This is a genomic window from Sulfitobacter sp. G5_S2_6_S6 (assembly GCF_054968505.1).
This window is the reverse complement of record NZ_JBQKUI010000004.1, coordinates 232854-246009: the sequence shown is the minus strand read 5'-3', so window position 1 is coordinate 246009 and position 13156 is coordinate 232854. Positions and strand designations below refer to the sequence as shown.

General features: G+C 61.5%; 13 protein-coding genes. 6 read left to right on the top strand and 7 right to left on the bottom strand.

Translation table 11 applies throughout. From position 1 onward, the window contains the following. The first annotated feature begins 57 nt into the window (after positions 1 to 57). Positions 58 to 2019: a DNA gyrase/topoisomerase IV subunit B gene (locus ACTRWK_RS09460; RefSeq protein WP_005852372.1), complete on the top strand. Its 1962-nt coding sequence runs from the start codon at positions 58 to 60 to the stop codon at positions 2017 to 2019. Positions 2020 to 2258: 239 nt separating this feature from the next. Here the strand turns inward: ACTRWK_RS09460 and ACTRWK_RS09455 are convergent, their stop codons facing one another. Continuing rightward, the gene (locus tag ACTRWK_RS09455; protein ID WP_146152946.1) at positions 2259 to 2783 is read right to left on the bottom strand and encodes a hypothetical protein; all 525 of its coding nucleotides are present in this window, start codon (positions 2781 to 2783) and stop codon (positions 2259 to 2261) included. Positions 2784 to 3199: 416 nt separating this feature from the next. Here ACTRWK_RS09455 and ACTRWK_RS09450 point away from each other — a divergent pair, with 416 nt between their 5' ends. Continuing rightward, positions 3200 to 3880 (top strand): hypothetical protein, encoded by a 681-nt coding sequence (locus ACTRWK_RS09450; protein WP_243251625.1) that lies wholly within the window; start codon positions 3200 to 3202, stop codon positions 3878 to 3880. Here the strand turns inward: ACTRWK_RS09450 and ACTRWK_RS09445 are convergent. Beyond that, positions 3877 to 4362 carry a c-type cytochrome gene (locus tag ACTRWK_RS09445; protein WP_462843891.1) on the bottom strand — a complete coding sequence of 162 codons (486 nt, stop codon included), beginning with the start codon at positions 4360 to 4362 and terminating at the stop codon, positions 3877 to 3879. The two genes, ACTRWK_RS09450 and ACTRWK_RS09445, sit on opposite strands and share 4 nt — an antisense overlap. Before the next feature lie 37 nt (positions 4363 to 4399). Here ACTRWK_RS09445 and ACTRWK_RS09440 point away from each other — a divergent pair, with 37 nt between their 5' ends. Then, on the top strand, positions 4400 to 4834 hold the full coding sequence (locus tag ACTRWK_RS09440; protein WP_074635566.1) for a DMT family transporter: 435 nt from the start codon (positions 4400 to 4402) through the stop codon (positions 4832 to 4834). A gap of 6 nt (positions 4835 to 4840) precedes the next feature. Here the strand turns inward: ACTRWK_RS09440 and ACTRWK_RS09435 are convergent, their stop codons facing one another. The 5 genes from ACTRWK_RS09435 to proS all read right to left on the bottom strand — a co-directional run bounded on the left by ACTRWK_RS09435 (position 4841) and on the right by proS (position 9679). Next, positions 4841 to 5575, bottom strand: a complete 735-nt coding sequence (locus tag ACTRWK_RS09435) for a calcium-binding protein (protein ID WP_289081877.1) — start codon at positions 5573 to 5575, stop codon at positions 4841 to 4843. Positions 5576 to 5657: 82 nt separating this feature from the next. Continuing rightward, positions 5658 to 6341, bottom strand: coding sequence for an ABC transporter ATP-binding protein (locus ACTRWK_RS09430; protein ID WP_289081878.1), 684 nt, complete (start codon positions 6339 to 6341; stop codon positions 5658 to 5660). Then, complete coding sequence (locus ACTRWK_RS09425) at positions 6334 to 7581, bottom strand: lipoprotein-releasing ABC transporter permease subunit (RefSeq protein ID WP_289081910.1); 1248 nt, start codon at positions 7579 to 7581, stop codon at positions 6334 to 6336. The genes ACTRWK_RS09430 and ACTRWK_RS09425 overlap by 8 nt, the downstream gene beginning before the upstream one ends. 158 nt (positions 7582 to 7739) lie before the next feature. Then, positions 7740 to 8252, bottom strand: coding sequence for a DUF2937 family protein (locus tag ACTRWK_RS09420; RefSeq protein WP_289081879.1), 513 nt, complete (start codon positions 8250 to 8252; stop codon positions 7740 to 7742). A gap of 86 nt (positions 8253 to 8338) precedes the next feature. Then, positions 8339 to 9679 carry a proline--tRNA ligase gene (gene proS / locus ACTRWK_RS09415; RefSeq protein WP_462843890.1) on the bottom strand — a complete coding sequence of 447 codons (1341 nt, stop codon included), beginning with the start codon at positions 9677 to 9679 and terminating at the stop codon, positions 8339 to 8341. A 172-nt stretch (positions 9680 to 9851) separates the two neighbouring features. On the opposite strand from proS, the gene ACTRWK_RS09410 reads away from it, so the two are divergent. The 3 genes from ACTRWK_RS09410 to ACTRWK_RS09400 all read left to right on the top strand — a co-directional run bounded on the left by ACTRWK_RS09410 (position 9852) and on the right by ACTRWK_RS09400 (position 13129). Next, positions 9852 to 11213 carry an FAD-dependent oxidoreductase gene (locus ACTRWK_RS09410; protein WP_289081880.1) on the top strand — a complete coding sequence of 454 codons (1362 nt, stop codon included), beginning with the start codon at positions 9852 to 9854 and terminating at the stop codon, positions 11211 to 11213. A gap of 148 nt (positions 11214 to 11361) precedes the next feature. Further along, positions 11362 to 12441 carry an AI-2E family transporter gene (locus tag ACTRWK_RS09405; RefSeq protein WP_005852352.1) on the top strand — a complete coding sequence of 360 codons (1080 nt, stop codon included), beginning with the start codon at positions 11362 to 11364 and terminating at the stop codon, positions 12439 to 12441. Between the two features lie 4 nt (positions 12442 to 12445). Continuing rightward, positions 12446 to 13129 carry a P-loop NTPase family protein gene (locus ACTRWK_RS09400; RefSeq protein ID WP_005852349.1) on the top strand — a complete coding sequence of 228 codons (684 nt, stop codon included), beginning with the start codon at positions 12446 to 12448 and terminating at the stop codon, positions 13127 to 13129. The last annotated feature ends 27 nt before the right edge of the window (positions 13130 to 13156 follow it).

Here is a 13156-nt window from a genome sequence, read left to right as displayed (position 1 = left end):
ATAGCGCTCTGGCATAGTGGGAGGCTCAACAAAAGCAACAGACAGGCAGGCCCCTACATGTCCGATCTTCTTTCCGGTGCGCAGAGCAACGCCAAGGAATATGATGCCTCTTCGATCCAGGTTCTTGAGGATATGGAGCACGTGCGCCTGCGCCCCGGCATGTACATCGGGGGCAAGGACGATCGCGCGCTGCACCATATGGTCGCGGAAATCATCGATAACTCGATGGACGAAGCGGTGGCGGGCCATGCCACCTGGATTGAACTGGAACTGCATGAAAACGGCCATGTCACCGTGCGTGACAACGGGCGCGGCATCCCCACCGATCCGCACCCCAAAGACCCCAGCAAATCGGCGCTGGAGATCATCTTTTGCACGCTGAACGCGGGCGGCAAATTCTCGGGCGATTCGTACGAGACCTCGGGCGGTCTGCACGGTGTGGGGTCGTCCGTGGTCAACGCGCTGTCGGATCACCTGCGGGTCGAGGTCGCGCGCAACCGCGAGCTGTTCGCGATGGAGTTTTCGCGCGGCATCCCCCAAGGCAAGCTTGAAAAGATCGGCGCGGCCCCGAACCGGCGCGGCACGGCTGTCACCTTCCACCCCGATGCAGAGATTTTTGGCCCGCTCAAGCTCAAGCCCGCGCGGCTGTTCGCGATGGCGCGGTCCAAGGCCTATCTGTTTTCCGGCGTCGAAATCCGCTGGAAATGCGGCCAGCAGGACGGCGACACCCCGCAAGAGGCGACGTTCCACTTCCCCGGCGGCCTGTCGGACTATCTGAACGAAACGCTGAAAGGCTCGACAACCTACGCCGAGCATCCCTTTGGCGGCACCGTCGACTTCCGCGAGAAGTTCAACGCACCGGGCAAGGTCGAATGGGCGATCAACTGGACGCCGTCGCGCGATGGTTTCATCCAGTCCTATTGTAACACCATCCCCACCCCCGAAGGCGGCACCCACGAGGCGGGCTTCTGGTCCGCGATCCTGAAGGGTGTCAAAGCCTATGGCGAGCTGGTCGGCAACAAGAAGGCCGGCACCATCACCCGCGACGATCTGATCACCGGCGGCTGTGCGCTGGTGTCCTGCTTTATCCGCGAGCCTGAATTCGTCGGCCAGACCAAGGACCGTCTGGCGACGGTGGACGCGCAGCGCATGGTGGAAAACGCCGTGCGCGACCACTTTGACAACTGGCTGGCAGCGGATACCAAATCTGCGGGTGCGATCCTTGATTTTCTGGTGCTGCGCGCTGAAGAACGCCTGCGCCGCCGTCAGGAAAAGGAAACCGCCCGCAAGACTGCCACCAAGAAGCTGCGCCTGCCCGGCAAACTGACCGACTGTACCTCCAAGACCCGCGAAGGCACCGAGCTGTTCATCGTGGAGGGCGATTCCGCCGGTGGGTCCGGCAAGGGCGCGCGCAACCGGAACACGCAAGCCTTGCTGCCGCTGAAGGGCAAGATCCTCAACGTGTTGGGGGCCGCGTCGAGCAAGCTGAACACCAATGCCGAGATCAACGATCTATGCGAGGCGCTTGGCGTCGGGATGGGCACGAAGTTCAACCTTGATGACCTGCGCTATGACAAGATCATCATCATGACCGATGCGGATGTCGACGGGGCCCATATCGCGGCGCTGCTGATGACGTTCTTCTACACCCAGATGCGGCCGATGATCGATGCCGGGCACCTCTACCTCGCCTGTCCACCGCTTTACCGTCTGACCCAAGGGGCCAAGCGCGTCTATGTGGCGGATGATGCGGAAAAGGACATGTGGCTTGAGAAAGGCCTGGGCGGCAAAGGCAAGATCGATCTGCAACGCTTCAAGGGTCTGGGCGAGATGGACGCGAAAGACCTGAAAGAGACCACGATGGACCCCACCACCCGCAAGCTGATCCGCGTCACAGTCGACGAAGACATGCCCGGCGAGACCGGCGATCTGGTCGAGCGTCTGATGGGGAAGAAGCCCGAGCTACGCTACCAGTATATTCAGGAGAACGCCCAGTTTGTGGAGGAGCTGGATGTTTGAGGGGGGGTGATACCCTTCCATTTCGGAACTTGAACCGAAATGGAAGGGTAAGGGGTTATGCAGCGGCTTTCAAAACGCCTGATAGCTGCTGCTGTTCATTTGAACCAAACATTTCTGACTTCTTGAGTTCCGTGAGCCCAACTTTTTTAATTGCGCTCAGAAAAGCCTTGTAACTATCTTGTTCCCGTAGGCTGCAAGCCATAACAACTCTCCCGTACATAAAAACCTAACTCGGCATACTATGTGTCAGTTAGCAATTTGCTAACAAATAGCCATGATCCAACCATTTTGATATCCGAAAAGTGACCAAACTTAGTCATTTCCTCTGAAAAATTGCGGAACAAATCGAGATCAACTGGACTTCGGAAGTGGATTTTGACGTGCGGGCATACCAAGTCTCGATCACTTAAAGCCAAAACTGATTCGAATATTGAAGCTAGCAGGCGTGCATAATCATCGGCGCTATAGCTCCCTAAGTCATACTTTGGAGCAAGGATTAGGTTTCTAACACGCAAAACTCGACCGCTGAAGCGCGGAATGAATGCGCGGTTCACAAAGCACACAGCGTGGTGCTCCCCTGCAGCATCTACATGGGCATATACGCCGTTCCATCGTTCACCTGAACAAATCTCAATCTGTTCCCCTAAGAGCGGAATAGTAGCTGGCATATATGAAGAAAAATCTTCATCGAAATCGTGACACTGTTTTGCCCACTCCTCTAACAGATGTGCCCATGATCCGTCGTCGTGTAGAAGTTGCTTCATTCTTAACCTTTCCCAAAAGTGCTCAATCTATGCGGAAACAGCGCAAGCACAAAACACAACTTAAGCGATAGCTCCCCGTGGCTTTAATTGAAACCCGCACTCTTTTCTTTGACAAAGTGCGTCTACGATCACTTGTTGCTCGTTCAATAAATGGTCTAATTGACAAATCTTACTCGACGGTTAACGACGAATTCATGCCCCCTCGATGTTGACGCATCCCTCCAGCCTCAAACTGTCCCCCGGACAGTTTGCAAGACGGCCTCCGCCCCAGGGTCAGGCGCGGCCCTTAACATCTGTTCCGCAGGATATCTGCTCCGCCCGTTCGCCCCTGAAACCTTCCCTCGGAAGATTTCAACACGGGCCTCGTGTCAAAAATACCGCTTGATCCGCCCTGCGCTTTCACTCAACGTTTCGCCATGATCCGAGCCTTTATCCTCCTCATGTTTCTGGCCTCTTGCGGGCGGCCGTTGACCCAGAATGAGCTGCTGTTCGCGGGGGATATCATGGGGGATACGCTCGATTACCCCAAGGTGCGGCTGCATGACGGGTCGCCCTCGCGCGGGGTGACGATGACGCGCAAGGCGCGGCCGCGCACGACCTGTCGCGAGCGTATCCTGCCGCCCGAAAAGGTCGGCGAGGTGATCACCACCAAACCCGCCGCCGTGGCGCTGTGGAATACGGTGCTGTTTGACGAAGACTGGTATCTGGACGATTACCTGCCCGACTATCCCGACCGGATCGGGCTGATCGCGGCGATGATCTTTGCCCATGAGCTGACCCATATCTGGCAGTGGCAGAACCGCAAGACGACGGGCTATTCGCCGCTGCGTGCGGCGTTTGAACATGGCGGCGGGGCGGACCCGTATCTCTTTGATCTGGAGAGCGACCCGAAGTTTCTGGATTTTGCCTTTGAACAACAAGGCTCTATCGTCGAGGAATTCGTCTGCTGTCGTGCGTTGGACCCGCAGGCACCGCGCACCAAACGGCTGCATGCGCTGATCTCGCAAGAAATGCCCGTAGCACCCCTGCCCCAAAGCCGGCCCTATGCGGTGCGGATGCCCTGGGACGGGGTCGAGGTGAACGGGATCTGTAGTTAACGCTGGATACTTTCAAGATAGACCAGCAGCCCTGCCAGCGCCCGTGGTGTGGGCGTCAGCTGGCCATCCAGATCGACAGGCACCAGATCCAGCGCCATGCCCTCGCCAAACTGCGGCATCACCCGTTGCAGGTGGCTGTCTGTGGCATCGCCCGCCGGGTCGCCGTAGATATAGGCCAGCGTTCTGGTCTGCGGAAACCGCCCGCCATTGTCGCGCGCCAGGAGGGTCAGGTCGCGGGGCTGCGGGCGAAGGCCCTTGGCCGCGGCACCGGCCCCTTGGGCGTTCAGCCCGTGGCATTGCACACAGTTTTCGGCAAAAAATGCCGCCCCTTCCGCGCGGTCGGGGGCGTCGGGCGGGGTCTGTGCGGGCATACAGGCGGCCAGCCCCAGGAACAGCGGCACGCCGAGGGCGATTGTGGTTTTCATCATATGATCCTCCGGTAGGTCACGGGGATGCTTGCCCTTGGCGGGGGTCTTCGCCATGATCTGGATCAAGAAACGGGAAAGATTAGGAATACTCATGGCGCATTATGCAGTTGTGATGCTTTTGGCCGGGGTTGGCATTCCCGTTCTGGCCGCGTTGAACGCAGGGCTTGGCAGCCGGATCGGATCCCCTGCGGCAGCGGCTACGGTGCTGTTTGTGGTGGCTTTTTCGGTCAGCTTACTGGTCGCGATGCTGGTGGGGCGGCAAGGGTTTGCGCAGATCCCCGCGGCCCCGAAGCATCTGCTGCTTGCCGGATTTCTGGTGGCCTTCTACATCCTGTCGATCACCTTTATCGCGCCGCATTTCGGCGTCGGCAACGCGGTGTTCTTTGTGCTAGTGGGCCAGCTTTTCAGCGCCGCGGCGATTGACCATTTCGGGCTGTTCGGCGCGCAGGTGGCGCCCTTGGGGGCCGCGCGGGCCGCTGGCATCGCCTTGATGTGTGCCGGTGTCTGGTTGACCCAGCAAGCCTGAGGCCGATCAGGCCGCGTCTTGTAGTGGGTTGGTCAGCACAAAGAGGATTTCATCCTCCGCCAAGGGGTTTTCGATCCCTGGCAGGGTGATGGTGAGCCCTGTGCTGAGCGTGACCGTCAACTCTCCATCCGCGACGGTCTGATCGGTGACAGAGGCGTTTTCATCGTCGGTTTCGACAATCAGCGCATCGGTGCCCACGTCATAATCGGTGACCGTGATCCCGCCTGTGGCACCGTAGATCGCGGTGAAACTGTCCGCGCCCGTGCCCCCGATGCCGGTGTCATTCGCCCCCAATCGCAGGCTGTCGTCACCGTCTTCGCCGATCAGCTCGTCCGCGACCCCGTCGTCGCTGCCGTCTTGGGCGTTGACCCCGCCCGAAAGCGTGTCATTACCCTGCCCGCCAAACAGGATGTCGCGCCCGTCGGTGCCTTGCAATGTATCATCCCCCGCCGTGCCGGTTTGCGACTGTGCGTCATCCTCGGGCGGTTGCGCGGTGTCGTCGATTGTCTCGACCGCTGGATCCTCCGCGGTCGACGCGTCGGTTGGCGCGTCGGCTTCAGGCGCTGCCGGGTCGGGGGTCAGCGCATCGTCCATGCCTGCGCCCGTGGTCGTCACCATATCGGGCATGCCGATGGGGATTTCTTCGTCCTCGACCTCATCCTCCGTATCCTCGCCAAACGGGTCAAACACGGCCAGCATGGGGCCGAAAGCGGCAAAGAGCATGACGAGCAAAGGTGACATGGCAACATCCTGTTTTGACACAGTTTGCCCCCTGCTCGTGGCACCAGTTGGGTCTGGATAAGGATAAATTAAGGCAGCCGCCTTAAAGCGCGACCAGCTGCCCTGCTTCAAGCCGGATCTGGCGGTCCATCCGCGCGGCAAGCTCAAGGTTATGGGTCGCGATCACCGCCGATAGCCCCGTGCCCCGCACCAGCGTCATCAGCGCGGCAAAGACCTGATCCGAGGTGGTCGGATCAAGGTTGCCTGTGGGCTCATCCGCCAGCAGCAGCCGCGGCGCATTGGCCAGCGCACGGCAGAACGCGACCCGTTGCTGTTCGCCCCCCGACAGCGCCGCGGGCCGGTGGTCGGCGCGGTGGCCGATGCCAACCTCGTCCAGCAAGGACAGCGCGCGGGTCTGCGCCTCGGACTGCGAGACACCGTTTGCCAGCTGCGGCAACACGATATTTTCCAGCGCGGAGAATTCAGGCAGCAGGTGGTGGAACTGATAGATAAACCCCACATCGCCCCGCCGCACGCCGGTGCGTTTGCGATCGGACTGCCCTGTCATATCGGTGCCGCCAATCTCGACCGTGCCGGTGTCGGGCGTGTCGAGCAGACCCGCGATATGCAGCAGCGTTGACTTGCCCGCGCCAGAGGGGGCGACCAGTGCGACGACCTCTCCGGCGGCGACGGTCAGGTCGATGCCGCGCAGCACGTTGACTTCGTTCGGTTGGCCGGGGTTGTAGGATTTGCCAATCCCCGAGAGCCGCAAAACAGGATCATTCATAGCGCAGCGCCTCGACTGGGTTCATGCGCGCGGCACGGCGCGCGGGGAAGATGGTGACGACGAAGGACAGGCCAAGCGACAGGCCGATGGCCGACATCACGTCACCGAATTGCAGTTTGGCGGGCAGGAAGTAGATGCCGCGGATCGAAGGATCCCATGCGTTGCCCCCCGAGAGGTAGTTCACGACGGCAAAAATCTGATCGACATAGAGCGCGAAGAGACAGCCAAGGAACACCCCCATCGCAGTCCCGATGATGCCCGTGAAGGCCCCGCAGATGAAGAACACGCGCAGGATCGACCCTTCGCTTAAGCCCATGGTGCGCAGGATCCCGATGTCGCGCCCCTTGTTCTTGACCAGCATGATCAGGCCCGAGACGATATTCATCGCCGCGATCAAGACAAGGATGCTGAGGATCACGAACATCACGCGGTCCTCGATATCCAGCGCGCTTAAAAACGAGCCCGACGCATCGCGCCATGTCCAGATCAGGCCGCGTTCCCCCGCGGCGGATAGCAGCGGCACGGTCAGATCATCCACGCTGTCAGGGTTTTCGACCATCACCTCAAGCTCATCGGCGACGCCTTCGCGGTTGAAGAAGGACTGCGCCTCGGCCAGAGGCAGATAGGCGCGGGTGCGGTCGATGTCATAGCGCCCGGCCGAGAAGATATAGGTCACCTCGTAGCCATTCACGCGGGGCGAGGTGCCAAAGGCGGTTTTCACCCCGTTCGGAGAGATGATCTTGATCGTGTCGCCCAAGCCGACCCGCAGTGCTTGTGCCACGCCGGACCCGATGGCGATGCCCTGTTCGAAATCGGCCAGATCGCCATCGGCGGTTTCGGGGTTGGCGATGCGCGGGATATTGGCCAGATCGGCGGCCTCGATGCCAAAAATCTCGATCCCTGCGTTGGCCTGACCCTTGTTGGCCATCACCTGACCGCGCACCAAAGGGGCCACCTGCGTCACGCCCGGCACCTGGGCCACACGCGCGGCCATCTCGGTGTAATCGGGTATCCCCGTCTGGGACACGCCGTTCTCATCCACCGACGCCATATTATACACGGTCACATGGGCATTGGCCCCTAGGATCGTATCGACGAATTCAGCCCGAAAGCCCGACCGCACGGCAAGGGTCGCGATCAGGGCAAAGACCGCCAGCGTGATCCCGATCAGGCTAATCCAGGTCATCACGCTCACGCCACCTTCGGCGCGACGCGCACGCAGGTAGCGCCAGGCGATCATCCATTCAAAAGGGGCGAAGGGCGGTGTCGAGGATACTGGTTTGGCCAAGGGATGGTTCCGATCTGGGATCAATCGCGCGCAACCTCGCGGTTTCGGCGCATCGGGTCAAGCGAGGAGTGGTCGAGCGGCAGGGTGTACCGCAGGTAAAGCTGCGCGTGTCAGCGGCCCTGCGCCGGTATGCGGGCGCCGCGCCGCCGGAACGGGGCGCGTAACAGTCGCAGCAGCACCCCCAGCCCCAAGCCGCCCGCGACAAAGCCCGCGCCAGCAAACACCACCCCGGCAAAGTTCAACGGTACAGCGGGCTGAAACGCCTGCCACGCCGCCCCCGCGATCTGCGGGTCCGACATCTGCGGCAGGTGGTAGGCGCGCATGAAAGGCCCCTGCCCCTGCAATCGGGTCAGGGCGGTTTGCAATGTCTCGTAGCGGGCAAAGGTCGCGGCCATATCGGCGCGGCGACGCTCCATAAAGTCGGTACCGGTCATCTGCGCCAAGGCATCGCTGCGCGACAGGCCGACCGCTTGGGCGCTGGCATCGAAATCGGCAACGACCTCGTGCAGCGCATCGACCGCCCCGCCCAACCGTTGCAGATATTGCTGTGAGTATTCGGGGAATTGCGAGGTCACCGCCGCGCCCGCCACACCGCCAGCAAGGGTCAGCGCCCGCAGGATCATGAAACGCCCCAAAGGTCCGTTGTGCAGCGCTTCATGATCCGCCCCCGTTTTTCAAGGCCCGTCGTTCCAAGGCCCGTCGTTAAAGGTTAAGCGATACCGCGATAAATCCCGGCGATCTTTTCAACCGCGGCCTCGGGCGTCATCTCTTCGCTTTCGCCGCTGCGGCGCGAGGTCAGCTCGACCACACCGTTTTTCAGCCCCCGCGGCCCGACGGTGATCCGCCATGGCAGACCGATCAGGTCCATCGTCGCGAACTTGCCACCCGCGCGTTCCTTGGTGTCGTCATACAACGGGTCCAGACCCAGAGTCTGCAGGCTGGCATATAGCGCGTCACAGGCCGCATCCGCCTGTTCGTCGCCCTGTTTGAGGTTCACAATCCCCACATGGAAGGGCGTCACGCCCTCGGGCCAGATGATGCCCTTGTCGTCATGCGATGCCTCGATGATCGCGCCTAGCAGACGGCTGACGCCGATGCCGTGCGACCCCATGTGCACGGGCACAGGCTTGCCATCAGGCCCCTGTACGGTCGCCCCCATCGGTTCGGAATACTTCGTCCCGAAATAGAAGATCTGCCCCACTTCGATCCCGCGCGCGCTGCGCTGGCGTTCGGCGGGGACTTCGGCAAAAAGCGCTTCGTCATGGGTCTCGTCCGTGCGGGCATAACGCGAGGTGAACTCCTCCATCACGGCCTGACACTGGTCGACGGAATCATAATCGATCTCGCGGTCGCCGAACTTCAGCTCGGTGATCTGGCTGTCATAGAACACCTCGGATTCGCCGGTTTCCGCCAGCACGAGGAATTCATGCGTGTCGTCGCCGCCGATCGGGCCGGAATCCGCGCGCATCGGGATCGCCTGGAGCCCCATGCGTTCATAGCTGCGCAGATAGGTCACCAGATGGCGGTTATAGGCGTGCAGCGCGTCTTCTTTTGTCAGATCAAAGGTATAGCCGTCCTTCATCAGGAACTCGCGGCCCCGCATCACGCCGAAACGGGGGCGGACCTCGTCGCGGAATTTCCACTGGATGTGGTACAGCGTCATCGGCAGGTCCTTGTACGACCCGACGTGGCTGCGGAAGATATCGGTGATCATTTCCTCGTTCGTGGGACCATAAAGCATGTCACGGTCCTGACGGTCCTTGATGCGCAGCATCTCGGGGCCATAGGCGTCAAAGCGGCCGGATTCCTTCCACAGGTCCGCCGATTGCAGCGTCGGCATCAGCATCGGGATGTGGCCCGCACGCTGCTGTTCTTCGTGCACGATGGTTTCGATCTTGCGCAGCACCTTGAAGCCAAGCGGCAGCCACGAATAGATCCCCGCCGCCGATTGCTTGATCATGCCCGCCCGCAGCATCAACCGGTGGCTGACAATCTGCGCCTCAGAGGGGTTTTCCTTGAGCACAGGCAAAAAATAACGGGACAGACGCATGATGATCCTCTCAGAGTGAATTGGCACCTGACTATGATAATCCCCGCGCCGAGACAATCACGAACAGAAGGGGCACCAACAGCGGGGCACCAGGTCCCGCGTCCCGCAACTGATTGACCCTCGGCGCACAGACGCGTTTGTTGTCAGCGGCACAAAACAAAAAGGACGCCCCATGACCATGATCCTAGAGCCCGCGCGCGAAACCCCTGTGATCCACGAGACCGGCGTGCTGGTGATCGGCTCCGGCCCCGGTGGTCTGGCCGCGGCCCTTGCCGCCGCCCGCGCCGGGGCAGAGGTGACGCTGCTCGACCGGTTCGGCTGCTTTGGCGGCAATATCACCGTGGTCGGGGTCGAAGGCTTTGCCTGGTACCGCCATGAACAGACGATAGAGGCCGGCGGCATCGGCTGGGAATTCGAGGAAAGCGCCAAGGCGATGGGGGCTGCCAGCCCTGAATCCCAATCGCTCAGCTACGAGCTGGACAGCGAGGGGTTCAAACTTGTCGCCGACCGGCTGGTGACCGAAGCAGGCATCCACCCGATGCTGCACCGCCAGTTCGTAGCGCCCATCATGGAGGGCGACACGATCCGGGGTGTCATCGTCGAATCAAAAGCAGGCCGCGAGGCGATCCTCGCCAAAATCGTGATCGATGCCACGGGCGACGCCGATGTCGCCCACCGTGCCGGTGCCCCGACCTACAAGACCCCGGTCGAGGAGATGCAGGCCGCCTCGGTCATGTTCCACATCGCGGGCGTCGATAAGGCGGCCTTCATGGCGGGGGTCAAGGCCGACCCGCAGACCTATGCCAATTGGTCCACAGGCGAATGGGTGGTCGAAACCGATGGCAAGGAAGACGCGATGTTCTCTCCGTTTCTGGCCAAACCCTTTGCCCAGGCCATCCGCGACGGGCGTATGCCCGCCAACCTCAATACCATCGGGGGCACATGGGGCGCTGTGCATGACAGTGGCGAAATGACCTATATGAACCTGATCCACCTTGCGGAATGCGACGGCACCGACCCCGACAGTATGACCCGCTTCGAGATCGAGGGCCGCGCGCAGGCGATGCACGCGATTGACGCGCTCAAGGCCTATACGCCGGGCTGCGAGACCGCGCGGCTGCGCAATTTCGGCATGAGCATTGGCATCCGCGATACGCGCAAGATCGACGCGGTTTACAACATGACCGAAACCGACGTGCGCCAGCAGGCCCGTTTTGACGACAGTATCGGCATCTACCCCGAGTTCATCGACGGCTACGGCGTGTTGATCATCCCCACCACGGGGCGCTACATGCATATCCCCTACCGTGCGATGCTGCCCAAAGGGGTGAAGAATCTGCTCGTCGCGGGGCGCGCCATCGGCGGCGATAAAATCGCCCATGCCGCCACGCGCAATATGGCGTGCTGCACAGTGGCGGGCCAAGGCGCGGGCGTCGCGGCGGCCATCGCGCTGGCTTCGGGCTGCCCGCTGGACGCCGTGCCGCTGGAGCGCGTGCAAAAAACTCTGCAAGATCAGGGAGTCCGCCTGCATTGACCGCGCCACGCCCGCTTCCAAATGGCTTTAAATCCTCGCCGAAGGCACCTGCCCTATCGGCGGGTGCTGCCGATCCATTTCACCACGGGCCTTGAAAAACCGGCCCCGTTGCGCAATGTCGACCGAAACCAGAATGCGAGGATGCGGCATGGGCCTGCCTATCAGAGATCAGATGAAATACTGGGGTGTCGCGGGGGCGCTTTTTCTGGTGTTCCTGTGGTTCACCGGTGACGTGCTGCTGCCGTTTCTGATCGGGGCGGCGATTGCCTATTTCCTGGATCCCGTGGCCGACCGGCTTGAAGCCATGGGGCTGAGCCGCGCGATGGCCACGATGGTGATCACGCTTGTCGCCCTGCTGATCTTCGTGCTGATGGCGCTGCTGGTGATCCCGACCTTGATCAATCAGGCCATCAACCTGTTCGAGGTCGCCCCCGAGCTGACCCGCAATTTCACCAATTTCCTGACCGAACGTTTCCCCGCCCTGCTGGACGAAGGATCGACTCTGCGCAGCTCGATCAACTCTATCGGGTCGACCATTCAGGAACGCGGCGGCGAGGTGCTGAACACGGCGATTTCCTCGGCGGCGTCGCTGCTGAACGTGATGGTGCTGTTTGTGATCGTGCCGGTGGTTGCCGTCTATCTGCTGCTGGACTGGGACCGGATGGTCGCCCAGATCGACCGCTTGCTGCCGCGCGACCACGCGCCGGTGATCCGTCGCCTTGCGCGTGACATCGACCGCACGCTGGCGGGGTTCATCCGCGGCATGGGCACCGTCTGCCTGATTTTAGGGGCCTATTATGCCATCGCGCTGATGCTGGTGGGGCTGCAATTCGGCCTTGTCGTGGGCTTTATCGCGGGGCTGGTCACCTTCATCCCCTATCTCGGCGCGGTTCTGGGCGGAGCCTTGGCCATCGGTCTGGCGCTGTTCCAGTTCTGGGGGGATTGGTTCTCGATCGGGATGGTGGCGGGCATCTTCGTGCTCGGCCAGATGATTGAAGGCAACTTCCTCACCCCCAAGCTGGTGGGCAATTCGGTCGGGCTGCATCCGGTCTGGCTGATCCTCGCGCTGTCGGTCTTTGGCTCTTTGTTCGGCTTTGTCGGCATGCTGGCGGCCGTGCCGATTGCCGCCGCCCTTGGCGTGATTGCACGCTTCGCGACCGAGCAATATGTTGAAAGCTCGCTGTATCAGGGCACGCAGCGCAAGACCTTGGACGAAACGGCGGACTGACACGATGGCACAACAGCTTGGACTTGACCTTCCCAGCCGCCCCGCACTGGGACGGGACGACTTTTTCGTCGCCCCGTCCAACGCGATTGCCGTGGCCATGATCGAGGGCTGGCAGGCCTGGGCGGGGCGCAAGATGGTGCTGACCGGACCGCCCGGATCAGGCAAGACCCATCTGGCGCATGTCTGGGCCAATCTGTCCGGCGCAGGTATCATCGACGCGCGCGACATTGCCACGGGCGATATCCCCGCGCTGGCCCAGGGCCCGCTGGCGGTCGAGAACGTGCCCGACATCGCGGGCGACAATGCGGCCGAGACGCATCTTTTCCACCTGCACAATCTGGTGCTGGCCGAAGGCCATAGCCTGCTGCTGACCGGCACCCCGGCGGTGCCCCAATGGGGGCTGCATCTGCCTGACCTGACGAGCCGTATGCGCGCGGCGACGGCGGCAGCACTTGAAGCGCCCGATGACAGCCTGCTCACGGCCGTCATGGCCAAGCTGCTGGCCGACCGCCAGCTGACCCCCAAACCCGATGTGATCCCCTATCTGTTGCTGCGCATGGACCGGTCTTTCGCCGCCGCGGGTGATCTGGTCGCGGCCCTGGATGCCGCCAGTCTGGCGCAACAAAAGCCGGTGACACGGGCGCTGGCTGCACAAGTGCTGGACAATGGGTTTAACGCCGCGCGATAATCTTCTCAGATTTCGTCACAAACCCAT

Bases quoted from the DNA above. Each gene is read 5' to 3' on its own strand.
- ACTRWK_RS09455 (WP_146152946.1), bottom strand. From the start codon at position 2,783: ATGAAGCAACTTCTACACGACGACGGATCATGGGCACATCTGTTAGAG.
- ACTRWK_RS09420 (WP_289081879.1), bottom strand. From the start codon at position 8,252: ATGATCCTGCGGGCGCTGACCCTTGCTGGCGGTGTGGCGGGCGCGGCG.
- ACTRWK_RS09410 (WP_289081880.1), top strand. From the start codon at position 9,852: ATGACCATGATCCTAGAGCCCGCGCGCGAAACCCCTGTGATCCACGAG.
- ACTRWK_RS09450 (WP_243251625.1), top strand. From the start codon at position 3,200: ATGATCCGAGCCTTTATCCTCCTCATGTTTCTGGCCTCTTGCGGGCGG.
- ACTRWK_RS09435 (WP_289081877.1), bottom strand. From the start codon at position 5,575: ATGTCACCTTTGCTCGTCATGCTCTTTGCCGCTTTCGGCCCCATGCTG.
- ACTRWK_RS09460 (WP_005852372.1), top strand. From the start codon at position 58: ATGTCCGATCTTCTTTCCGGTGCGCAGAGCAACGCCAAGGAATATGAT.
- proS (WP_462843890.1), bottom strand. From the start codon at position 9,679: ATGCGTCTGTCCCGTTATTTTTTGCCTGTGCTCAAGGAAAACCCCTCT.
- ACTRWK_RS09405 (WP_005852352.1), top strand. From the start codon at position 11,362: ATGGGCCTGCCTATCAGAGATCAGATGAAATACTGGGGTGTCGCGGGG.
- ACTRWK_RS09440 (WP_074635566.1), top strand. From the start codon at position 4,400: ATGGCGCATTATGCAGTTGTGATGCTTTTGGCCGGGGTTGGCATTCCC.
- ACTRWK_RS09445 (WP_462843891.1), bottom strand. From the start codon at position 4,362: ATGGCGAAGACCCCCGCCAAGGGCAAGCATCCCCGTGACCTACCGGAG.
- ACTRWK_RS09400 (WP_005852349.1), top strand. From the start codon at position 12,446: ATGGCACAACAGCTTGGACTTGACCTTCCCAGCCGCCCCGCACTGGGA.
- ACTRWK_RS09430 (WP_289081878.1), bottom strand. From the start codon at position 6,341: ATGAATGATCCTGTTTTGCGGCTCTCGGGGATTGGCAAATCCTACAAC.
- ACTRWK_RS09425 (WP_289081910.1), bottom strand. From the start codon at position 7,581: ATGATCGCCTGGCGCTACCTGCGTGCGCGTCGCGCCGAAGGTGGCGTG.